Source organism: Gilliamella sp. wkB308 (assembly GCF_001690185.1).
Lineage (GTDB): Bacteria > Pseudomonadota > Gammaproteobacteria > Enterobacterales > Orbaceae > Gilliamella > Gilliamella apicola_I.
This window is the reverse complement of record NZ_LZGN01000043.1, coordinates 66,219-89,429: the sequence shown is the minus strand read 5'-3', so window position 1 is coordinate 89,429 and position 23,211 is coordinate 66,219. Positions and strand designations below refer to the sequence as shown.

16 protein-coding genes are annotated in these 23,211 nt (G+C 37.5%); 10 read left to right on the top strand and 6 right to left on the bottom strand.

Annotation, left to right across the window (positions count from 1 at the left end):
* The 3 genes from A9G10_RS11895 to nusG form a co-directional block, all read left to right on the top strand.
* Nucleotides 1-567: EF-Tu/IF-2/RF-3 family GTPase (locus A9G10_RS11895; RefSeq protein WP_257006711.1), on the top strand; the 567-nt coding region annotated here is incomplete at its 5' end.
* A 136-nt stretch (nt 568-703) separates the two neighbouring features.
* Nucleotides 704-1,105 (top strand): preprotein translocase subunit SecE, encoded by a 402-nt coding sequence (gene secE, locus A9G10_RS11890; RefSeq protein WP_065559723.1) that lies wholly within the window; start codon nt 704-706, stop codon nt 1,103-1,105.
* 1 nt (nt 1,106) lies between these two features.
* On the top strand, nt 1,107-1,652 hold the full coding sequence (gene nusG / locus A9G10_RS11885) for a transcription termination/antitermination protein NusG (RefSeq protein WP_065559722.1): 546 nt from the start codon (nt 1,107-1,109) through the stop codon (nt 1,650-1,652).
* 178 nt (nt 1,653-1,830) lie between these two features.
* Here the strand turns inward: nusG and A9G10_RS11880 are convergent, their stop codons facing one another.
* The gene (locus A9G10_RS11880) at nt 1,831-3,753 is read right to left on the bottom strand and encodes an ABC transporter ATP-binding protein (protein WP_065559721.1); all 1,923 of its coding nucleotides are present in this window, start codon (nt 3,751-3,753) and stop codon (nt 1,831-1,833) included.
* A gap of 296 nt (nt 3,754-4,049) precedes the next feature.
* Complete coding sequence (locus tag A9G10_RS11875; protein WP_065559720.1) at nt 4,050-6,062, bottom strand: OPT family oligopeptide transporter; 2,013 nt, start codon at nt 6,060-6,062, stop codon at nt 4,050-4,052.
* Nucleotides 6,063-6,290: 228 nt separating this feature from the next.
* Here A9G10_RS11875 and mazG point away from each other — a divergent pair, with 228 nt between their 5' ends.
* Both mazG and A9G10_RS11865 read left to right on the top strand, forming a co-directional pair.
* The gene (gene mazG, locus A9G10_RS11870; RefSeq protein ID WP_065559719.1) at nt 6,291-7,088 is read left to right on the top strand and encodes a nucleoside triphosphate pyrophosphohydrolase; all 798 of its coding nucleotides are present in this window, start codon (nt 6,291-6,293) and stop codon (nt 7,086-7,088) included.
* The gene (locus A9G10_RS11865) at nt 7,081-7,518 is read left to right on the top strand and encodes a hypothetical protein (RefSeq protein ID WP_065559718.1); all 438 of its coding nucleotides are present in this window, start codon (nt 7,081-7,083) and stop codon (nt 7,516-7,518) included. Before mazG ends, A9G10_RS11865 begins: the two co-directional genes overlap by 8 nt.
* A 235-nt stretch (nt 7,519-7,753) precedes the next feature.
* Here A9G10_RS11865 and A9G10_RS11860 read toward each other — a convergent pair whose 3' ends face one another.
* Complete coding sequence (locus A9G10_RS11860; RefSeq protein WP_065559717.1) at nt 7,754-9,166, bottom strand: FAD-dependent oxidoreductase; 1,413 nt, start codon at nt 9,164-9,166, stop codon at nt 7,754-7,756.
* 13 nt (nt 9,167-9,179) lie between these two features.
* Entirely contained in the window at nt 9,180-13,637 is a 4,458-nt protein-coding gene (gltB, locus tag A9G10_RS11855; protein WP_065559716.1) for a glutamate synthase large subunit, read from the bottom strand.
* Nucleotides 13,638-14,005: 368 nt separating this feature from the next.
* Between gltB and A9G10_RS11850 the strand changes: the two genes are divergently transcribed.
* The gene (locus A9G10_RS11850) at nt 14,006-15,211 is read left to right on the top strand and encodes an NAD(P)/FAD-dependent oxidoreductase (RefSeq protein WP_065559715.1); all 1,206 of its coding nucleotides are present in this window, start codon (nt 14,006-14,008) and stop codon (nt 15,209-15,211) included.
* Here A9G10_RS11850 and A9G10_RS11845 read toward each other — a convergent pair.
* Nucleotides 15,208-16,644, bottom strand: coding sequence for a sigma 54-interacting transcriptional regulator (locus A9G10_RS11845; RefSeq protein WP_143426012.1), 1,437 nt, complete (start codon nt 16,642-16,644; stop codon nt 15,208-15,210). The genes A9G10_RS11850 and A9G10_RS11845 overlap by 4 nt on opposite strands.
* A gap of 258 nt (nt 16,645-16,902) precedes the next feature.
* Between A9G10_RS11845 and lysA the strand changes: the two genes are divergently transcribed.
* From lysA to A9G10_RS11825, 4 genes are read left to right on the top strand one after another with little or no spacing between them, the layout of a single operon-like run.
* Nucleotides 16,903-18,300, top strand: coding sequence for a diaminopimelate decarboxylase (lysA, locus tag A9G10_RS11840; protein ID WP_065559713.1), 1,398 nt, complete (start codon nt 16,903-16,905; stop codon nt 18,298-18,300).
* Nucleotides 18,301-18,353: 53 nt separating this feature from the next.
* Nucleotides 18,354-19,766: an APC family permease gene (locus A9G10_RS11835; protein ID WP_065559712.1), complete on the top strand. Its 1,413-nt coding sequence runs from the start codon at nt 18,354-18,356 to the stop codon at nt 19,764-19,766.
* An 18-nt stretch (nt 19,767-19,784) separates the two neighbouring features.
* A complete protein-coding gene (locus tag A9G10_RS11830; RefSeq protein ID WP_065559711.1) occupies nt 19,785-20,891 on the top strand; it encodes an alanine/ornithine racemase family PLP-dependent enzyme in 1,107 nt (368 codons plus the stop codon).
* 53 nt (nt 20,892-20,944) lie between these two features.
* Entirely contained in the window at nt 20,945-22,354 is a 1,410-nt protein-coding gene (locus tag A9G10_RS11825) for an amino acid permease (RefSeq protein WP_065559710.1), read from the top strand.
* 109 nt (nt 22,355-22,463) lie between these two features.
* Here the strand turns inward: A9G10_RS11825 and A9G10_RS11820 are convergent, their stop codons facing one another.
* Complete coding sequence (locus A9G10_RS11820) at nt 22,464-23,072, bottom strand: MarC family protein (protein WP_065559709.1); 609 nt, start codon at nt 23,070-23,072, stop codon at nt 22,464-22,466.
* Between the last annotated feature and the right edge of the window lie 139 nt (nt 23,073-23,211).

The following is a 23,211-nucleotide window of genomic DNA, read 5'->3' as shown; positions in this document are numbered from 1 at the left end:
ATCGACAAACCATTCCTATTACCAATTGAAGACGTGTTCTCAATTTCAGGTCGTGGTACAGTGGTAACAGGTCGTGTAGAAAGCGGTATTATCAAAGTTGGTGAAGATGTTGAAATCGTTGGTATCAAACCAACAGCAAAAACAACTTGTACTGGTGTTGAAATGTTCCGTAAATTACTAGACGAAGGTCGTGCTGGTGAAAACGTAGGTGTATTACTTCGTGGTACTAAACGTGAAGAAATCGAACGTGGTCAAGTATTAGCAAAACCAGGTTCAATCACGCCACATACAGATTTCGAATCAGAAGTGTATATCTTAAGTAAAGATGAAGGTGGTCGTCACACTCCATTCTTCAAAGGTTACCGTCCACAGTTCTACTTCCGTACAACTGACGTGACTGGTACAATCGAATTACCGGAAGGCGTAGAAATGGTAATGCCAGGCGATAACATCAAAATGTCAGTATCATTAATTCACCCAATCGCGATGGCAGAAGGTTTACGTTTTGCGATTCGTGAAGGTGGTCGTACTGTTGGTGCGGGTGTTGTTGCTAAGGTTATTAAATAATTTATATTTAATAACTGTTGAAAGGGTATCATGCGATGCCCTTTCTTATCTGGTCTGTTTAGCAAAATGTTTTTATTTTAAAAAGAGCATTTTGGAAAATAGATATTATTATAAATAACATACTCATAGGTTTTATATGCAAGTAAGTAACGAAAGTCAAGCTACAAACTCGGTTCTAGATAAACTCAAATGGGGTTTAGTTTTAGTATTGATTGCAATTATTGTTTGGGGAAATTCCTATTTTGCTCAAGCAAATGATATATATCAACCTAATACAATCGTCCGCATTATTACGGTTAGTGTAATTTCACTTTTCACTTTATTTATTGCTCTTACAACCACTAAAGGTAAGTCATTTCTTGCATTTTTACAAGATTCAAGAAAAGAGTTAAGAAAGGTTGTATGGCCTTCTCGTAAAGACGCTACACAGACAACTATGCTCGTTGTGGCTGTTACAGTCGTCGTTGGTTTAGCCCTTTGGGGAATGGATACTTTATTCCGTTGGGTCGTCTTTTATTTAACATCAATAGGACGTTAATATGAGTGAAATACAACAAAAACGATGGTATGTTATTCAAGCTTATTCTGGCTATGAAGCACGTGTTGCACAGTCACTGCGTGAATACATCAAGTTACATAATATGGAAGATTCTTTTGGTGAAGTGCTTGTGCCTACCGAAGAAGTTGTTGAAATGAAAAGTGGTCAACGTCGTAAAAGTGAGCGTAAATTCTTTCCTGGTTATGTTTTAGTTGAAATGATGATGAATGATGCAACTTGGCACTTAGTTAAAAGTGTACCAAGAACCATGGGATTTATTGGCGGTACGTCTGACAGACCAGCTCCAATAAGCCAACGTGAAGTTGATGCTATTATGAATCGTTTACAACAAGTTGGTGATAAACCTCGTCCTAAAACGCTGTTTGAGCCAGGGGAATTGGTACGTGTTAATGATGGTCCATTTGCAGATTTTAATGGTGTGGTTGAAGAAGTCGATTACGAAAAAAGTCGCCTGAAAGTTTCAGTTTCAATCTTTGGACGTTCAACACCTGTTGAGCTTGATTTTAGCCAAGTTGAAAAAAGTTAATTTTAATTAAATAATTTTAGTTCAATTAACAATAAAAAATCACAGCAAAAAGCTGTGATTTTTTTTGCACAAAATAAACAGTTAAAATACGTTTAACTATTTAAAATTTATCGGTATTCAATTAGTGCTCATGCTCTTAATATTTTGTGCACTTTTTTTATACCTAATAAATATAAAGTTAATTTAATTGAAAATCTTCAAGTTGTTGTTGTAAATCTAACCAATTCATTTCAACCTCTTCTTGCTCACTTTTAATTTTACTTTGTTTGAGCAGTAATTCGGTTAATGCTGTTTTTTTATCATTTTCATAAATAGCAGGATCAGCTAATAGCTGTTCAATATTTTGTAATTGCTCAGTTAATAGCTCAAGTTTTTGCTCCATTTTTTGTAACTCTTTTTTAATGGGTTGCATTTGTGCTCTTAATTCTGCTTCACGGCGTTTTTGTTCTTTGCGATCTGTGGCCGAAACATTTTGAATACTATCATTTTTACTGGTTACGTTAACGGTATCTGGTTTATTTTCTGCTTTTTGTTCTTCGGCAAGCCATTTCTGGTAATCATCAAGATCACCATCAAATGGTTCAACTTTGTGATCATGCACTAAATAAAATTCATCCGTTGTCGAGCGCAATAAATGGCGATCATGCGATACAACGACTAAAGCACCTTCAAAGCCTATAAGCGCTTCAGTCAATGCCTGACGCATATCTAAATCCAAATGGTTAGTAGGTTCATCAAGTAATAATAGATTCGGTTTTTGCCACACAATTAGCGCTAAAACCAATCGAGCTTTTTCACCGCCCGAAAATGTTTTAACTGGTTCATTCACTTTATCACCATGAAAATCAAATCCACCCAGATAGTTACGCAATTCCTGTTCTGTTATTTTTGGATCAGCAAGTTGAGTTAAATGCCAAAGTGGTGATTCATCGGCACGTAAATATTCCAATTGATGTTGAGCAAAATAGCCTAATTGAACACCTTTAGCGAGATTAATATGTCCCTCTTTAGGTTGAAGTTCGCCCGCTAATAATTTTATTAAGGTTGATTTACCAGCACCATTACGACCCAGTAAGCCTATGCGTGAACCCGGAACAAGATTTAATTTAATTTTTTCAAGCACGATTTTATCATCGTAGCCTGCCACAACTTTGTCCATCATCAGTAATGGACTTGGCAAAAATTCAGAAGGTTTAAAATTAAAATGAAAAGGATTGTCTACATGTGCAGGGGCAATGAGTTCCATTTTTTCTAGCATTTTTATTCTGCTTTGAGCTTGTTTAGCTTTGGTTGCTTTAGCTCTAAAGCGGTCTATGTAACTTTGTAGGTGTGCGACTTTTTGTTGTTGGCTTTCATAAAGTGATTGTTGCTGTGCTAATTTAGTTGCACGTTGAACTTCAAATGATGAATAGTTACCGGTATATTCAAACAAACTTTTTTGTTCAATATGAATAATTTTATTGACTAACGGATCTAAAAAATCACGATCATGTGAGATTAAAATTAATGTACCTTGATAATTACTCAGCCATTTTTCCAGCCAAATCACCGCATCTAAGTCAAGGTGATTGGTTGGTTCATCAAGTAGTAATAGATCTGAACGACACATGAGTGCTTGAGCTAGATTTAAACGCATACGCCAACCACCTGAATAGGATTTAACTGGTAATTGTAGTTGCTCGTTGGAAAATCCTAAACCATGTAATAATGTAGCGGCTCTTGCTCGTATCGTCCATGCATCAATGTTATCCAGTTTTTCATGAATAATAGCGATTTGCTCACCATTATTGTGTTGGTTGGCGATAGCTAGCTTTTGTTCTAGCTGTCTATATTCACGATCACCATCAATAGCATATTCAATAGCGGGTATATCCAACGCTGGTGTTTCTTGGTTAACCCAAGCTAATTGCCATTGTGATGGAAAACTTAAGCTGCCTGCATCCGTTTGAATTTCGCCTTTTATTAATGAGAAGAGGGTGGACTTTCCACAACCATTTTTCCCGACTAATCCTACTTTTTGTTTAGGATTAATGGTAGCAGACGCATTATCTAAAAGTAGATTAATGCCTAAGCGAACTTGAATGGAATCAAATACTATCATGATTTTGCTGTTTAATATGTAAAATAAATTGGGTTATGCTAACAAATATTGAAAGTTATGCAAAATGAAAAAGTTTAATGGGCTAAGTGAAAGTTTGATTATTTTAAACTTTAAATTGTGGCAATAATTGGTTGAGCGTGCTATTAAATATTTCCATATAGGGAAAAGGTTATCATTTAATCTAGTCACAAAAGTAGGATGATAATCAATATATAGCAAACGTTTAAAGATTGGTAAGGGATTTTATTAAGCCCTTTATTTCAAGCAATAAAAGGCTTAATTTTAAATATAAGTTATTACTGTTTTTTAATTGCGGATAATGCTCGACGAATAATATACAAGCAAATACCCACAAAGACAGCTAAACCTAAATATTGTGGTAAGAAGCCTAAATCAGCGTCTATTGCTAATGGTGCTTCACCTTTACCTTGCGTGATACTAATAACTATAACGATCGCTAATAAGACACCCACTAAGCTTTCACCAACTATTAATCCCGAAGAAATTAATGCCGCTTTACGATCCACTTTTTTAAATTGTTCTTCAGGGTTTAAATTATATTTTTGAGCTTTAGCGTAAGCATTACGTTTAATTATCCATGATAGCAATGTACCGACAAAAATTGGGGCAGTAATCGTTGGTGGTAAATAGATACCTAAACCGACAGCCAGTGCGGGTAAGCGAAATTTACATTTTGCTTTCGCCAAAAGAAGATCAATGATAATAATCACGGTTCCAACGACTAATCCAATTAGAATCATTGTCCAATCAAGTTTATGTGAAAAGATTCCTTTGGCAATGGTTGTCATCAGTGTTGCTTGAGGTGCAGCTAAAACTTGTGATTGATCCATATCTGGTCGTGGTAATGCGCCCGTGAAACCATATGCGTTATAAAGGATTTCTAAAATAGGTGCGATAACAATGGCACCAACAACACAACCTATTAGTAATGCAACTTGTTGTTTCCAAGGTGTTGCATTAACCAAATAACCCGTTTTAAGATCTTGCAAGTTATCATTTGAGATACAAGCAACGGCTAATACTGCGCTGGTTGTGAATAGCGCTAAGGCTGTCGCAAAGTTTGTGCCTTCAGCCGTGGAAAGTATATTATTTGCTTCGCCTAATCCAAGTAAGATAAGCGATATCACGATAGCGGCAACAATTGCAATACCTGAAATAGGGCTAGCTGACGATCCGACTAATCCTGCCATATATCCGCAAGCAGCTGCAACAAGAAAGCCCATAATAAAAGCAAATAAAACAGCACAAATAACCAGTATCCATGCAACGCCCGTAGATAAACCACTATCTGAAATAAATGAGTAAAACGTAGCAACTAAAATAATGACCATACCAGCCATAATTAAAAAGATTGATTTAGGTGATAGATCACGTTCTGTCGGTGCAATATCATTTACAGATACATCTGAACGTAACGTTTTGAATGATGTTTTTAAACCTTCAATAACTGGTTTGATTAAGGTTAATAATGTCCAAATTGCCGCAATAGCAATCGTTCCTGCGCCAATAAAACGGATATCTTTAGCCCAAAGTCCCATTGCAATATTTGCCAGAGGTTGCGTCGTATCATAATCTGTCATTGCACTTAAAATTGGAATTCCAAATCCCCAGGCAATAATGGTTCCAACCAGAACGGCAATTCCAGATACAATGCCAATCAAGTAGCCTGCACTGAGTAGTGCTAATGAGAACCCCATAGGTAATTGAAAAATCGATTTACCTCCAGTAAACCAGTATGAAGCGCTTTCAGATAAAACTCGAAAACCATTGGTCAATAAACTAACAGTAGAAGCAATAACACCCCCTACTAAAATATCTTTCAATCCTTCGTTGGCAGAGTCATCATTACTGTCTGTTTTCGAGCCTGCTTTTAAAATCTCAGCGGCAGCAACACCTTCAGGGTAAGGTAATGTACTTTTGACTACCATCACATGACGCAATGGAATTGAAAATAGTACTCCAAGCATTCCCCCTGCGGCACAAATGGCAAAAGTTAACCAAAATGGAAAATCTTGCCAGTAACCAATCATCAATAATCCAGGTAGAACGAATATAATAGATGATAGCGTTCCGGCAGCAGAAGCTTGAGTTTGCACCATGTTATTTTCTAATATGGTTGATCCTGAAAATAGTCTTAAGATTGCCATTGAGATGACAGCTGCAGGAATAGCTGATGAGAAGGTTAATCCGACTTTTAAACCAAGGTACACATTTGATGCAGTAAAAATAATTGTAATAAAAGCACCCAGTATTGTGCCTCGAAGTGTAAGTTCTCGTAAATTATTCATATATTATCGTAAAGTTAATTCAATATGTGTTTATTATATACTTAATTCAGCTTTATGGGCTAGAAGTTATGATGACTCAACTAATTAAATCTTTTTTGTGCATGTTTTAGAATAAATAATAGACAATTATGTTTACAATAGTATAAATTTACTATTGTAAATCAAAACAGTTTAAATTTATGATACACTGATTAGATTAATGTTCCATTACGATTGGTGAGATAGATTGTGAACCCACTCAAGCGTTTACTTGCGATTACTAAACAATTACGTGACCCTATTAACGGGTGTGAATGGGATCGCATTCAGACTTTTGATTCATTAAAATCTTATACACTGGAAGAAACTTATGAAGTTCTTGATGCGATAGATAAACAGGATATGAATGAACTCAAAAAAGAATTGGGTGATTTATTGTTTCAAATTGTTTTCTACGCCGATCTCGCCAGTGAACAAGGTCAGTTTGATTTTGAAGATATCTGTCAAGCAGTTGCAGATAAATTAGTTTATCGTCATCCTCATATTTTTGATGATAAGACAACTGAAAAACCAAATTGGGAACAATTAAAACAAAAAGAGCGTGACGAGCGGGCTCAATACTCATTGTTAGATGACATACCTAACGCCATTCCTGCTTTAATGAAAGCCGAAAAAATCCAAAAACGTTGTGCATCGGTTGGGTTTGATTGGCAGGAGTTAACCCCAGTTTTAGATAAAGTTAAGGAAGAGCTCGACGAAGTAGAATATGAGCTTAATAAAACGGTACAAGATCAATCAAAAATCGAGGAAGAACTGGGGGATCTGTTTTTTGCGACCGTCAATTTAGCCAGACATTTAAAAGTTAAATCGGAGCTCTGTTTACAACGGGCAAATAATAAATTTGAACGTCGATTTAAACAAGTTGAAGTAATACTGAAACAAAATAATCGTTGTTTAACGGATGCAACACTTGAAGAAATGGAAGCCGCATGGCAACTTGTTAAACAATTGGAAATATCAACTAGCGAAGTAAATAAATATGACTGAAAAAAATGAATTATATCAAGAAATCGAAGCATGGGCACAAAATGCCATTTTACATAGTCCAACGTGGAGTATTAACCAGCTCGATTATTCCGAAAAAAGTATTTCTGTTGTTGAAATGATTATTGGTGAATTAGCTGAGAAAAATTTTAGTATTCCTGAAGAACAGCTTAATATGATTGCTCAAGAGTATGGATGTTACTTATTACTGACAGCCCAAAAATTATACGGTGGTGAGTTTTATTGGAATGAAGAACTTGAACAACCAATGTTAATTAGTTGTGAACCACAAGCAGCTATCGTGTTATTAACTTGGAATAAAGTCAAAGGGCGCCTTTTAGGGGATGAAGCAGATCATCTTGCCTTTTTCTTAGAAGGATTTGCTGAGGCGACTAAAAATCCTGAAAATGGTTCTCAGGTTGTCTATTTATAGCCAGATAATCCAATAATTAAAGGTTATTAGCTGATACAAATTCATAGTATCAGCTAATGGTAATTTAATGCCAATTATCAAAGTGAATATGCATTGGCGATTTCTACCCGATAAATGACGATATTTAGGTTGTAATCAATAAACGTTATGGTTTAGGCAGATCAATAAATATTAAGTAATAAGCCTTACTCCCACTCAGTAGGGAATGGAAATAAGGTTTACTTAGTTAATCACTTTATACTTCTAAGTAATCTAAAATTCCTTCTGCCGCTTTGCGACCTTCGCTAATGGCAGTGACGACTAAGTCCGAGCCTCGTACTGCATCGCCGCCGGCAAAGATTTTGGCATTGGTTGTTTGATAACCTTTCATTTCTGGAGCGATAATCCGTCCTTTATCATCAAAATCAACACCATGTTCAGCTAACCAAGGCATGGCATGAGGTCTAAAACCAAATGCCATAATAACTGCATCGGCAGGTAGGATAAATTCGGACCCTTCGATAATCATTGGCGAACGGCGACCATTTGCATCGGGTTGCCCGAGTTCTGTTCTGACCATTTTGACACCAGTAACTTGACCTATATTGTTAATTTCAATACTGAGTGGTTGCACATTAAACTGGAATTGTACACCTTCTTCTTTGGCATTTTTGACTTCTCGTTTAGAGCCGGGCATATTGGCTTCATCTCGACGATAAGCACAGGTGACTTCAATTGCACCTTGACGAATTGACGTCCGTACACAGTCCATGGCAGTATCACCACCGCCTAAAACAACAACACGTTTATTTTTCATGTCAATGTAAGGCGTATCATCGCTTTGATTATGCTTCATAATATGTTTGGTATTGGCAATTAAAAATGGAAGGGCATCATAAACACCATCCGCATCTTCATTTGCTAGACCGGCTCGCATTGATTGATAAGTACCGGTTCCAACAAAAATAGCATCAAATTCATTGAGTAAGTCCGTTAATTGTACCGTTTTCCCTACTTCGGTATTTAGCCGAAATTCAATACCCATGCCGGTAAAGATACGTCGACGATTGATCAATACTTCTTTGTCTAATTTAAAGGCAGGAATACCAAAGGTTAATAGTCCACCAATTTCAGGATGACGGTCAAAAACAACGGGCGTTACGCCATTACGGACTAACACATCTGCACATGCAAGTCCAGCAGGCCCTGCACCAATGATTGCAACTTTTAATCCTGTCTTTTCAACATTAGACAAGTTAGGCTTCCAACCCAGTTTGAAGGCTTCATCGGTAATATAACGCTCAATGTTACCAATAGTTACCGCACCGAACTCAGCATTTAAAGTACATGAGCCTTCACAAAGCCGATCTTGAGGGCAAACCCGACCACACACTTCTGGTAGGCTGTTAGTTTGATGAGATAGTTCAACTGCTTCTAAAATTTTGCCTTCATTCACCAGTTTTAGCCAATTAGGTATATAGTTATGAACAGGACAACGCCATTCACAATAAGGATTACCACATGCTAAGCAGCGATCGGCTTGGGCTTGTGATTGTGAAGCCGAAAATCCCTCATAAATTTCAACAAACTCTATTTTTCGAATATTCAACGATTTTTTAGGTGGATCAACACGTTGTAAATCGATGAACTGATAAACATTTTGACTCATTTCCGTGCTCTCCTTATTGTGCTTGAACATGAAGTTCTGCTGATGATCGGCTTCGGTGACCGAGCAGCGCTTTTACATCACTGGATTTAGGTTTAACTAATACAAATTGTTTAGCGAAATCTTCCCAGTTAGCTAAAATTTCTTCAGCACGTGAAGAGTGGGTTAGTTGAGCATGTTCCATGATTAAGCCTCGTAGATGCTCTTCATGAATTGAATAATCAGCAACGTTTAACATTTCGACAAGTTCTTTGTTAATCCGTTTATGGAAATCACCATCGGCATCTAAAATATAAGCAAATCCACCAGTCATACCAGCACCAAAGTTAACACCAGTTTTACCTAAGACACAGACAATGCCACCTGTCATATATTCACAGCCGTTATCGCCGATACCTTCAACCACGCTAATTGCACCAGAGTTACGTACGGCAAAACGTTCACCAGCACGTCCTGCTGCAAATAATTTACCGCCTGTTGCACCATATAGACAGGTGTTACCGGCAATGGTTGCTTCATGACTTAAAAATGCCGAGCCTTGAGGTGGTCGAATGACGATACGACCCCCAGCCATGCCTTTACCAACGTAGTCATTGGCATCACCCGTTAGGGTTAAATTTACGCCACCAGCATTCCAAACACCAAAGCTTTGCCCAGCTGTACCGGTGAAATTGAGCGAAATGGGATCGGCAACTAAACCTTGATCGCCATATTTTTTGGCAATATAACCTGATAAGCTAGTTCCCACCGAACGATCAGTATTTTGAATATCAAAGTAGAAACTTTTACTTTGACGATTATCAACAAATTGTTGTGCTTGAGTAATAATTTCTTTATTCAATACACCCTTATCAAACGGTTTATTATCTTCAATACAGTAAACGGGTTTGCCTTCTACTGGTGTCGAAGTTTCAAGTAATCCTGATAAATCCAGTTTTTGTTGTTTAGCTGTAATGCCATCAAGCTCTAACAGTAAATCGGTACGTCCAATTAAATCAACAATTCGACTTACGCCAAGTTCTGCCATGACTTCCCTTGTGTTACGTGCAATAAAACGGAAATAGTTCATCGCTTTTTCGGGTAAACCATGATAATGGTCACTTCGCAATTTTTCATCTTGCGTCGCAACACCCGTGGCACAGTTATTTAAATGGCAAATACGTAGATATTTACAACCTAAAGCCACCATTGGCCCCGTACCAAAGCCAAAACTTTCCGCACCTAAAATTGCTGCTTTTACAATGTCTGTACCAGTTTTTAACCCACCGTCAACTTGTAAACGAATTTTGTGACGTAAACCATTAGCAACCAATGATTGTTGTGTTTCAACTAAACCCAGTTCCCATGGTGAACCAGCATATTTGACCGACGTTAATGGGCTAGCACCGGTACCGCCATCATATCCCGAAATCGTGATTAAATCGGCATAAGCTTTTGCGACCCCAGTTGCAATAGTTCCAACGCCCGGTTCGGACACTAATTTCACCGAAATCATTGCTTGAGGGTTAATCTGTTTAAGATCAAAGATCAACTGTGCCAAATCTTCGATTGAATAAATATCGTGATGCGGTGGTGGCGAGATTAATGTCACCCCCGGTACGGAAAAACGTAATTTGGCTATGTAAGGGGTTACTTTGTCACCTGGTAATTGACCACCTTCACCCGGTTTTGCACCTTGCGCTACTTTGATCTGAATCACATCAGCACTCATTAAATAGCCCGGCGTTACACCAAATCGACCAGATGCAACTTGTTTTATGCGTGACACTTTTATACTGTTATACCGAGCAGGATCTTCTCCTCCTTCGCCTGAATTAGAATAGCCACCTAACGTGTTCATGGCTTCAGCAAGCGATTCATGAGCTTCAGGACTTAACGCACCAATTGACATTGCCGCCGAATCAAAACGTTTAAATAGTGACTCTTCGGGTTCAACCTGATCTAACGGAATTGCTGCATTTTCAGGAGGATTAAGTTTTAATAAATCCCGTAATGTCGCTGGCGGGCGATTATTAACGATATCGGTATAAAGCTTATAATCTTCGTAGCTCCCATTGTTAACCGCTTTTTGTAACGATTGAACTACATCGGGATTATAAGCATGATATTCACCGCCATGGACAAATTTGAGTAAACCCCCTTGGTCTAATGGTTTACGGCGTAACCATGCTTTTTTCGATAAATTGAACTGATCTTGAGCAAAATCATCAAAATTCGCACCACTAATGCGGCTAGTCACACCTTGGAAACAGAGTTCAACCACATCTTTATGCAGACCAACCGCTTCAAAGAGTTTTGAGCAGCGGTATGAGGCGACAGTAGATATCCCCATTTTAGACATGATTTTGTACAAGCCTTTATTAATACCATTGCGGTAGTTGATAATGGCTTCACGATAAGATTTATTTATCGTACCATTGTCGACCATTTGGGCTAGGGTTTCGTAAGCTAAATAAGGATAGATAGCCGTTGCACCAAAACCAAGAAGTACGGCAAATTGGTGTGGATCGCGACAGCTTGCTGTTTCAACAATAATATTGGCATCACAGCGTAAGTTTTTTTCAACTAGACGTTGCTGTACCGCACCTACAGCCATTGGAGCTGGAATCGGCAATCGATCGGCTGCGATATTTTTATCGGATAAAATGATTAATACGGTACCATTACGTACTTTGGCTTCGGCATCACCGCATAACTGTTCAATGGCATCACGTAAGCTACCATCGATTTCGTAAGTAATATCTAGTGTTTCTGATTGATAGTAACGTGACTCCAATGCAGTTAATTGTTGGAAATCAGAGTAAACCAAAACAGGGTATTTAAACGCGACTCGATGAGCTTGACCTTCGGCTTCAGCGAAGACATTCATCTCTCGACCAATGCTAGTTGATAGCGACATGACATGAGCTTCACGTAATGGATCGATAGGCGGATTGGTTACCTGCGCAAATTTTTGACGAAAATAATCATAGATTAATCGAGGTTTACTTGATAAGACAGCAAATGGCGTATCATCTCCCATTGAGCCTATTGCCTCTTGTCCATTTTCACCTAAAATACGGATACATTGATCGATTTCTTCTGCACTATAACCAAACTGTTTTTGGTAAGTTGCCAGTAAAGTGTCATCGTAATCACGTGAGCCAATATCATCATCAGGAAGATCTTCAACTGGAATCAGACGTTTTACATTCTTAGCCATCCACTCTTTGTATGGGTGACGTTTTTGTAAATCATTGTCCGTTTCAGAAGATTGTAAGATACGACCTTCTTCGGTATCGATAACTAATAACTCACCAGGCCCAACTCGTCCTTTGCTGACGACTTCGTCAGGTTGATAATCCCAAATACCAATTTCAGAAGCACAGGTAATGAGTTTATCGGTGGTAATAACATAACGAGCAGGACGTAAGCCATTTCGATCTAAATTACATGCGGCATAGCGACCGTCTGACATAACAATACCTGCTGGGCCATCCCACGGTTCCATATGCATCGAATTAAAGTCAAAGAAGGCACGAAGATCTTCATTCATATCGGGATTATTTTGCCATGCCGGTGGTACTAATAAGCGCATCGCCCTAACAATATCCATCCCACCGACAAGGAACAGTTCTAACATGTTATCCAGTGAACTGGAATCAGACCCTGTGACATTCACAAACGGAGCCGCATTTTGTAAATCAGGAATCAGTGGTGTTTTAAATTTATAGGAACGGGCTTTTGCCCATTGACGATTGCCTTCAATGGTATTGATTTCACCATTATGCGCTAAATGTCTAAACGGTTGAGCAAGTGGCCAACGTGGAACGGTATTGGTTGAAAAACGTTGATGGAATAAACAAATCGCCGTTTCCATTCGAATATCGGCTAAATCTAAATAGAATCGAGGCAAATCTTTAGGCATACATAAGCCTTTGTAGATATTAACCTGATTCGAAAAGCTACAAACATAAAAGGTGTCGTCTTGTACGCGTTTTTCAATGCGACGGCGAACCATATATAAACGGCGTTCTAAATCAATTTTCGTCCATCCTGCTGGCGCATTGACAAAGACTTGTTCAATTTTAGGCAGTGAAGATAATGCAATTTCACCTAAAACACTTTTATCAATAGGCACTTCTCGCCAACCTAATATTGATAGCGTTTCGTCAGCTAATTCCTCTTCTACAATCTGACGGCTTGCTTGTGCTTCTTGCTCATCTTGGCTAAGAAACAGCATGCCTACAGCATAATTAGTTGCTAAACGCCAACCTGCGTCTTGCGCTACTAATCTAAAAAATCGATCTGGTTTTTGTAATAAAAGTCCACAGCCATCGCCGGTTTTACCGTCAGATAAGATTGCGCCTCGATGCTGCATTCTCGCTAATCCGTGAATAGCGGTACGCACCACTTTATGACTTGGTTGCCCTTCAATATGAGCAATCAGACCAAATCCGCAGTTATCTTTTTCATGATGCTGGTTATATAACATATCATTGCCTCTAATTCATCGCTTTATAATTTGTGAAGGTATAGGCATTAATCCCATATTGGCTAAGAAATTAAATAAAAATGCTATTTTGGTCAAATAAATATTACTTATAAGTCAATCTTTTAATAAGTTGTACTGGAGTTATTAATGAAGCTAATAATTAATTTTATTTCATTGATTATTAAACTATTTATTCTTTATTAATGCGTCATTTTTAAAATAAATTGTATAATAATCATAAATTCTTTTTCTTATTTGTAAAAAACTTTTATTTTTAGTGTATGTTTAAATCTATAAACTTATAGAGAATGTCACATCCAGAACTGATGCTGTTATAATTTATTAACGCTTATTTTTAACTATTGATTATGCAAACTCAAATTACAATTGTTGGAGCAGGGGCTGCGGGGCTATTTTGTGCCGGATTATTAGGGCAAAAAGGGCATCGTGTGACTGTCATTGATAACGGAAAAAAACCGGGACGAAAGATTTTAATGTCGGGTGGCGGAAAGTGTAATTTTACTAATCTTGATATGGATGCACACCATTATATTTCTGAAAATCGTCATTTTTGTAAATCAGCCTTAAAACGGTTTAACCAATGGGATTTTATCCAATTAGTTAATCAATATCATATTGCTTATCATGAAAAAGATCATGGTCAGTTGTTTTGTGATAATTCAGCCAAAGATATTGTCGATATGCTGCTTAGCGAGTGTCAAAAAGGAAAGGTTAATCTAATGATGCAAACGCAATTAGAAGACGTCGAAGCAGTTGAAGATGGATTTAAATTACAGACTTCGCAAGGTATGATGAGTTGTCAAAACTTGATTATAGCCACAGGCGGATTATCGATGCCAGCACTCGGTATGACTTCAATAGGTTATAAAGTGGCAGAAAAATTTTCTATTCCAATTGTACCTGTCAAAGCTGGGCTGGTGCCTTTTACCTTACATAAACCTTTATTAGATGTGTTATCGCAATTATCCGGTATCGCTATTCCGGTTGAAGTGACTTATGAGCGAATGCAGTTTAAAGAAAATTTATTATTTACTCATCGAGGGCTTTCAGGCCCCGCCATTTTACAGATATCAAACTATTGGCGAGTGGGTGAGCCCATTACGATCAACTTATTACCAGATATGACATTTGAATCATCATTTAAACCGTTATTAGAAAAAAATCGTAACCAGACTTTGAAAAATTGCTTAGCACAAATTTTACCTAAAAGAGTAGTAGAAGCATTGATCCAACTGGATATGATTACAGATATCACTGTGAAACAACTCAATTTGCATCAACAACAGCGTCTTTTTGACACATTAACCAAGTGGCATATTGTACCAAACGGAACCGAAGGGTATCGAACGGCTGAAGTGACTTTAGGTGGGGTAAGTACCGATGCATTATCGTCAAAAACGATGGCGGCCAAATCACAACCAAATCTTTATTTTATTGGCGAAGTGATGGATGTAACGGGTTGGTTAGGCGGGTATAATTTTCAGTGGGCTTGGAGCAGTGCCTTTGCTTGTGCGAAGGCATTGGATGAAAAAACTGTTAGCCATCAATGTTAATGATTCATTACACCCATTTGAATATGGTACTTTTTGACCTTATATTGTAATGTAGTACGCGAAACATTTAATAATTTAGCGGCATTGATAATTTTTCCGTTAGCTTGATTCAACGCATCGATAATCAATTGTCGCTCATAGTTTTCCACTTGGGTGGTTAAATCGGTAAATTGAGAAAAATTGGTGGCAGAATCATCGATTTTAGTCATGACATCTTCTTGCTGATCAGGGCTTTCAATTTGAAATAGTTCTTCGTCAAGAACGATATATTGTAATTCACCGGGTTCATTTTGTAAAACCATACTTCGGACAATTGCATTTTCAAGCATACGTACGTTGCCTGGCCATGGTGCTGACATCAATTGTTTCAAAGCATGGTTACTTATACCACTGATGGTTATTTTTATCTCGTCTTGGTGTTTATCAATAAAATAGCGAGCTAAAACAGGAATATCTTCTGTCCGTTCGCGTAGTGCAGGAAGTTTTATTAATCCCACGTTTAATCGATAAAACAGATCACTGCGCAATCTACCATTTTTTAAAAGATCAGTGGGTGATTCGTTCATGGCGGCCACAATGCGGACATCAGAATGCAATTCTTTATTGCCACCAAGTCGCCAGTAGGTTTTTTCTTGTAAAAATCGCAATAATTTGCTTTGCATTTCAAGTGGCATGGCGTTTAGTTCATCCAGAAATAGTGTGCCACCGTTAGCCAGTTCTAAATATCCTTGGCGATTTTCAGCTCCCGTAAAGGCACCTTTGACAGTGCCAAATAGTGTACTTTCAATTAGCGTAGTGGGCAGTGCACTACAATTGAGAGAAATAAAGGCTTTATCTCGGCGGTCGCTAGTTTGATGAATTAAATGGGCGAAGAGTTCTTTACCGGTACCTGTCTCACCAACAATGAGTACCGGCACATCATTAGCGCCTAAAATATTGGTTTGATCAATGACCGATTGCATTTTTTGAGATACAAATACGATTTCGGGAAGTAATTGTTCTTTACTGTGATATAAACGGCTGTTAAGTTTAAAAACTTGATCTTGTAATTGTCTTACATTAGATAAATTTCGACCGATTTCGATTGCACCAATGATCTGTTTGTTATGATTGTAAAGTGGAACCGTGGTATGCAAATAATCGACAACTTTACCAACATGATTATAATAGCATTGATAATTATCCAGATATTCCTTACCTTCTAACAAGGCTTTTAACATAGTACTATCTTCTTTTTGTAAATTAGGATAAACTTTAAGCAATGGTTTTCCTATAGCTTTATCTTGAGGATAGCCATCGAGTTCTGCACTTTCCTGATTGTAGTAAATATATTTACCTTCTTTATCAATAATGGCCATAGGCTGATGTATTAGATCAAAAAAATGTTTAAATATTTCCAATGATTGTAATAATTCAGGATCAACTGTCATGATATTAGTACCTTATAAAATTTGGATTATTGCTTAATAGCATACTTTTATTTAAATACCTTTCGACTATCACTAAAAAATGACAAATTTTTGTCATAAAGACATATTTTTAACTTAATGACAAAAATTGTTGCTAGATTGTTTAGTTTAACTTATTGATTATTCGTATTATTAAGTTGGCATGCTGATTGCATTACAAGAGAAAAGCCATTTTACTTATTTTCTTATGTACTTTTTAGGTACTCATTAACTGGAGGTCATATGTCCGACAAAATTATGTCAAATTATAACAAATTACGTCACGATCTTATAACTAAAGATCGTCGTTTTAGTGCTGAAAACGGTAAATTATGTTTTGATGGCGTTAATTTAGAAGAGTTAGCAAGAAAATATCCAACGCCTTTTTATGTGTTTTCTGAAAAAGAAATCGATCGTAATGTTCAAGAAATTAAACAAGCATTTAAAGCGCATCCAAAAACTAAAATTTTCTATGCTTCTAAAACCTGTTCGGTTATGGGCGTACTCAAAGCCATTAAAGATGCTGGTATTTACGCTGAAGCAAACTCAATGTTTGAAGTCCGTAAATGTTTGGAAATTGGTTTTCCGGGTAGCCAAATCGTGTTTAATGGTGTGGTGAAGAAACCAGTTGATCTTGAATATGCCATTAAAAATGATCTGTATATTATTAACGTCGATAGTTTATATGAACTTGATATTATCGATGAAATATCAAAAAAATTGAAAAAAGTAGCGAATGTGTGTGTACGTGTTGAACCGAATGTACCATCAGCAACTCACGCAGAATTAGTTACTGCTTATCATGCTAAATCCGGTATCGATTTAGAACAAGCAGAAGAGACTTGTCGCCGTATTCTTGAAATGCCTTATGTACATTTACGTGGTCTACATATGCATGTTGGGGATCAAGTACCCGAAGCTGAACCTTTTGCGAAAGCAACCAAAGTACTTGTTGATGAATCTCGCCGTTTAGAAGAGGTGTTAGGAATCAAGTTTGATTTAATTAATGTAGGGGGTGGTATTCCTGTTCCTTATAAATACGATGATGAAAACGGTAACCCATTACAAGACAATATGTATGCCGGTATTACTGCCCAAGATTTTGCTGATGCAGTCATTCGTGAAGTACATAAATGGCGTACAGATGTTGAAATCTGTATTGAACCTGGTCGAAAAGTTACCGGTTCAGCTGGGGTGCTATTAACAGAAGTTGCCTGTGAAAAACGCAAAACAAATTACGATTTAGACGGTAACATTGAAGAACATGTTGAATGGAAATTTGTTGATGCAGGTTATAGCGTGTTATCTGATAGTCAACATTTCGATTGGTTCTTCTATGTTTATAATGCGTCTCGAATTAATGAATCACATGATGAATATATTAAATTAGCCGGTCCTTTGTGTGATGGTGGTGACTACTATCATGTTGGTGTTAAAGGTGAAGAGTTCTTATTACCTAAAGATACCGACATTGGCGATATTATTGCTTTCCTTGATGCTGGAGCTTACACCATTGAAAGTCAGACAGTCTATAACAATCGCCCTCGTACATCGGTTGTGATGATAGACAAAAAAGGCAAAGATCGCTTGATTCGCCGTGAAGACACTTACGAGGATATGGTTGGATACGACATCTATTAATCATGATCTATCTGGGGCACACGTTGCCCCAGATACTACAATGTGAGGTTATTATGAGTGATTCTAAAGATTCAAGTTTGCTTGGTATCAAAGACATTGTATTTATGAATGTCATTGCAATACTGAGTTTACGACAAATTCCTAACGTTGCTCCTTATGGCGCATCAGCAATGGTGCTTTGGCTCATTGCGGCATTTTGTTTGTTTTTTCCATTAGCCATGGTGTGTGGTGAACTTTCAACAGGTTGGCCAAAAGATGGTGGGATATTTGTTTGGGTTAAAGAGGCATTTGGTAAACGTATCGCTTGGATTGTAGTGGTTTGTTTTTTATTTTCTTGTGTACTCTTTTTCCCATTAATGCTGCAATTTGGTTTTACGGCTATTGGCTATATGTTTAGTCCCGAATTGGCTCAAAATGAAGTATTTATTGGGGTGGGATCCATGGTGGTCTTCTGGATTTTAACACTGATGAATATTCGGGGATTAAAATGGACTAAGATTATTAATAGCGTCAGTGCTTGGCTTGGTGTATTTATTCCTGCAGCCATTATCGTCTTGCTAGCGATTGTTTGGTTATTGACCGGTCATCCAATGGCAACCGATTATACGCATTTAAGTGATTGGATCCCTGATTTAGGCAGTTGGGATACGATTGTGTTTTTATCCAGTATGATGTTTGCGTTTGCTGGGCTTGAAGTGGCACCAATGATTGCCGGGCGTACACGTGATCCACAACGTGATTTTCCAAAAGCTATGGCTGTATCAGCAATTGTTATTGTTGGTATTTATATGATTGGCTCTTGGGCTATCAATACATTATTACCAGCCGAAGATACCGATATTGTTGCTGGCGTTATGCAAGCGATGCAATCTGCTGCCAATGTATTACATATGCCTTGGTTATTACCTGTTATGGCAATATGTTTATTCTTTGGTGCGTTAGGACAAATTAACTCATGGTTAGTTGGACCGATTTATATGCTTCAAGAAGCCTCTAAAGAGGATAATTTGTTGGGTGAGCGTGTAGGTCGTTTACATCCGGTTTATCAAACACCGACATTTGCGCTGGTTGTTCAAGCGATTATCGTTACAGTTCTTTGCTTCTCAACATTTGTATCACCAAGTATTGCGGCAGCTTATTGGATGTTGACGGCGTTGACAACAATTTGTTATTTCATCCCTTACTTAGTGATGTTTATTGCTTACTATCGATTACGAGTGACTCAACCTGATGTACCACGTAGCTTTAAAATTCCGGGTAAAGTGTTACCAGTGGTATTACCAGCTTTAGGGTTCTTATCTACACTATTTGCAGTCATCTTAGTCTTTATTCCACCAGCTCAAATCGATATGGGTGGATACGTTGAGTATATTGCTAAGATAGTTGGTGGTGCTGTACTTGCGATTGTATTAGCGGAATGGATATATCATCGTGCTCAAAAACGCAATCGTTTGCTCGAACAGTAAGGTATAGAGGAGTAAAGCATGTACAAACCCATATTGGAAATTGATTTACGAAAATTAAAAGAAAATGCCCGTGTTGAGAAAGACATTTTAGCTAAACACGGCATTGAAGTCATGGCCGTCAATAAAGTATTTGATGGCTGCGTCGAAACAGCGAAAGCTGTATTAGAGGGCGGTATTGATGTTATTGCTGAATCAAGAACTTACAATTTAAAAAAACTCAAAGAGGCATTAAATTGTAAAACGTGTTTATTACGTAGTCCTTGTTTAAGTGAAATCAGCGACGTGGTGAAATATGCGGATATTAGCTTAAATAGTGAAAAACAAGTCATAACGGCTTTATCTGATGAGGCCGTTAAACAGCGAAAGATTCACCAAGTATTGCTCATGGTGGATATGGGGGATTTACGAGAAGGTATCTGGTTTGAGCATCTTGATGACATTATTGATACCGTCAATCTCATTCTTTCATTACCAGGTGTTGAGCTTTATGGGCTTGGCACCAACTTTAACTGCTATGGAACCGTTTTGCCTACGGTTAAAAATGGTGTTGATTTTTTACACATAGCACGCAAAGTAGAGGAAACTTGTGGCATTAAAATCAAATATTTATCTGCGGGTAATTGTACTAGTTACCATTTGTTAGATAAAGGTGTTTGGCCTAAAGGATTGAATCACATCAGAATAGGTGGTCTACATGAGTTTGGTATTGAATATGTCGATATGAAATATCTGGATGAATTTCATCATTCCAATAAACCTGTCGATAAAGCCTGTAGCGATATCTATAAGCTATATGCACAAATTATTGAACTCAATAGTAAGCCAACCGTGCCTGTAGGTGAGCTTGGTGTCGATGCCTTTTTAAATAGTAAAACCTTTGTTGATCATGGTACTCGTAAACGTGCACTACTTGCTTTTGGTCGCCAAGATGTGCCGGCTGAAAACTGTATACCTATCGATGATAGTATTACGGTTTTGGGACAAACCAGTGATCATACCATCGTTGATATTGAAGATGTGTTAGAAACATTGAAAGTAGGTGATATGATTGGTTTTGAACTCGATTACACAGCCTTACTTATGGCATGTCAAACGAATGGTGTAGAAAAAAGGTTTATTTATTAATTCGTGTTAGCTGCTGGTTTCCAGCAGCTTTTTTACCTTACTAGGCGGTTTACATGGCAACATCTGAATATCAAGGAAGTTCCTATCCGAGTACCACTAGTTTAAAAAAGAATTTAAAAAATCGGCATCTGTTGATGATCTCTTTGGGTGGTTCGATTGGTACCGGATTATTTATAGGTATTGCAGCACCACTTAGCACAGTTGGTCCACTAGGGACGATTATCGCTTATTTGATGGCTGGTTGTATTATGCTCTCAACCATGCTTTGTTTAGGTGAGCTTTCATGCGCATTTCCTCATGCCGGTTCTTTCCAGCACTATGCGTTAATGTTTATACCTAATCCCATTTGGAGCTATACTATAGGTTGGTTATATTGGTTAAGCTGGGTGCTGTCGATGGCGGCTGATTTAACGGCGGCATCAATTATTGCTCACCAATTTATCACTTCTATTCCTATTTATCTGTTTAGTCTCATTATTTTAATAGCTTTAACTTTTGTACATCTAACATCGGTACGAGCTTATGGCGAAAGTGAATACTGGTTTTCAACAATAAAAGTTCTGGCAATTATTGCTTTTATCGGGACAGGTATTTACTTGCTTTATCATCAATATGCTGACACCCATGTGCTACCAACATTGAAAACAGAAAATGGATGGTTTCCTAACGGTTTTTCAGCGATTTTTGTTTGTATGACGATTGTCACTTACTCATTTCAAGGCGTTGAATTGATAGGAAGTGCAGCAGGAGAAGCCCAATCACCGCAAACCGTTTTACCTAAAATAATTACAGGCGTCGCCTTTAGAATCATCCTATTTTATGTTTTAGCAATTGCGGTTCTGGCGCTTGTTTATCCCTATGGTAATACACAAGAAGAGATAAGCCCTTTTGTTTGGGTATTTACGCAAGCAGGCATTAATTTTGCGTCTTATGTTATGTTATTTGTCATTTTTTGTGCCGCTATTTCGGCAGCGAATTCTGCAATTTATGCCAGTTCCAGAATGTTATGGTCAATGTCTCAGGATAATTTAGCACCAAAATATTTTGCAGAGGTGAATAGGCGAGGTGTGCCAACCAAAGGAATATTGTTTATATCTATTATTGCGCTGGTATCACTATTTTCAAAGTACATTGCTGCGGAAAAACTTTATCTTTATTTGGTTGCAGCGACAGGGCAGGTTGGATGTTTTGCTTGGATTATTATCGCTTGGTGTCAATTTCAGTTTCGTCAAGGGGTCAATAAGGGGAAATATCCGCAGGAGACCATTAAATTTAAGTCGCCATTTTATCCATGGCTTGCGATCATTTCGATGGTGATTAATACGATTATCATTATTGGAGTTTGGTTTGGTGAATCCGGCTATTTTATTTTTATATCGGAATTGGTGTTAATTATGATAATTATCAGTTCTTATTTTTTCTTCAAAAAAAGAAATTTAATTATGCCCCATGCAAATGAGTAAACTATTTGGTTAAATAAGGTCGGTGTAATCACTTACTACCGTAAACGTAGTAGTGATTACCGAGTAGACAACATCTGACTTTTGTCATTATCTAATTTTAATGATCTGACTAATTAAGATTTAAAATTCCGGCGACGCCAGTAAATACGACTTGGGCTGCAATTGCTGAAATCAATAATCCGGTTAATTTTGATAAAATTGCAATTCCGGTATTTTTTAAAACTTTAGCGATGGTTTTAGAGCATAATAACATGGCATAAATACCACTTGATGCAATGAATAGTGATAACGCACCAATTAAATTTTGAACTAAACCATCTGAACTTGTCCCTAACACAATAATCGTACCAATTGATGCTGGCCCCATACAAAGAGGGATAGCCAAAGGAACAACACTGATATCATCATCGCTATTAATTTTATTTTTGTCAGGTGAATCGTTCATTAATGCCACTGCCGTTACAAAGAGTAATGCCCCCGATCCAATTCGAAATGCATCGAGAGTAAAGCCAAAAATACTAAACATCGCATTACCGAAAAAGAATAGCACAATGCCAATAATAAACACGGCACAAGACGTTTTTCGTGCGGTTTTTCGACGTGCTTGTTCATCATACAGTTTTGTACCACTCAAAAATGCACTTAATACAGCAGGTGGTGTCATTAATGCAAATAATTTTATTGTTGTGGCAAGAATCTCAACAAGATAGTTAGCCATAGTATTACCTTTTATTCGACCAAGATATTGCTTGAATTGTGTCAACGATAGCTGGTGGGAAAAAATATTGGTTACACATAAAAACGGTCACCTTAATGGTGACCATATTTTATTTAATCTATTTTAATCGTTTTTTATT

Bases quoted from the DNA above. Each gene is read 5' to 3' on its own strand.
- secE (WP_065559723.1), top strand. From the start codon at position 704: ATGCAAGTAAGTAACGAAAGTCAAGCTACAAACTCGGTTCTAGATAAA.
- nusG (WP_065559722.1), top strand. From the start codon at position 1,107: ATGAGTGAAATACAACAAAAACGATGGTATGTTATTCAAGCTTATTCT.
- A9G10_RS11880 (WP_065559721.1), bottom strand. From the start codon at position 3,753: ATGATAGTATTTGATTCCATTCAAGTTCGCTTAGGCATTAATCTACTT.
- A9G10_RS11875 (WP_065559720.1), bottom strand. From the start codon at position 6,062: ATGAATAATTTACGAGAACTTACACTTCGAGGCACAATACTGGGTGCT.
- A9G10_RS11865 (WP_065559718.1), top strand. From the start codon at position 7,081: ATGACTGAAAAAAATGAATTATATCAAGAAATCGAAGCATGGGCACAA.
- A9G10_RS11860 (WP_065559717.1), bottom strand. From the start codon at position 9,166: ATGAGTCAAAATGTTTATCAGTTCATCGATTTACAACGTGTTGATCCA.
- gltB (WP_065559716.1), bottom strand. From the start codon at position 13,637: ATGTTATATAACCAGCATCATGAAAAAGATAACTGCGGATTTGGTCTG.
- A9G10_RS11850 (WP_065559715.1), top strand. From the start codon at position 14,006: ATGCAAACTCAAATTACAATTGTTGGAGCAGGGGCTGCGGGGCTATTT.
- lysA (WP_065559713.1), top strand. From the start codon at position 16,903: ATGTCCGACAAAATTATGTCAAATTATAACAAATTACGTCACGATCTT.
- A9G10_RS11835 (WP_065559712.1), top strand. From the start codon at position 18,354: ATGAGTGATTCTAAAGATTCAAGTTTGCTTGGTATCAAAGACATTGTA.
- A9G10_RS11830 (WP_065559711.1), top strand. From the start codon at position 19,785: ATGTACAAACCCATATTGGAAATTGATTTACGAAAATTAAAAGAAAAT.
- A9G10_RS11825 (WP_065559710.1), top strand. From the start codon at position 20,945: ATGGCAACATCTGAATATCAAGGAAGTTCCTATCCGAGTACCACTAGT.
- A9G10_RS11820 (WP_065559709.1), bottom strand. From the start codon at position 23,072: ATGGCTAACTATCTTGTTGAGATTCTTGCCACAACAATAAAATTATTT.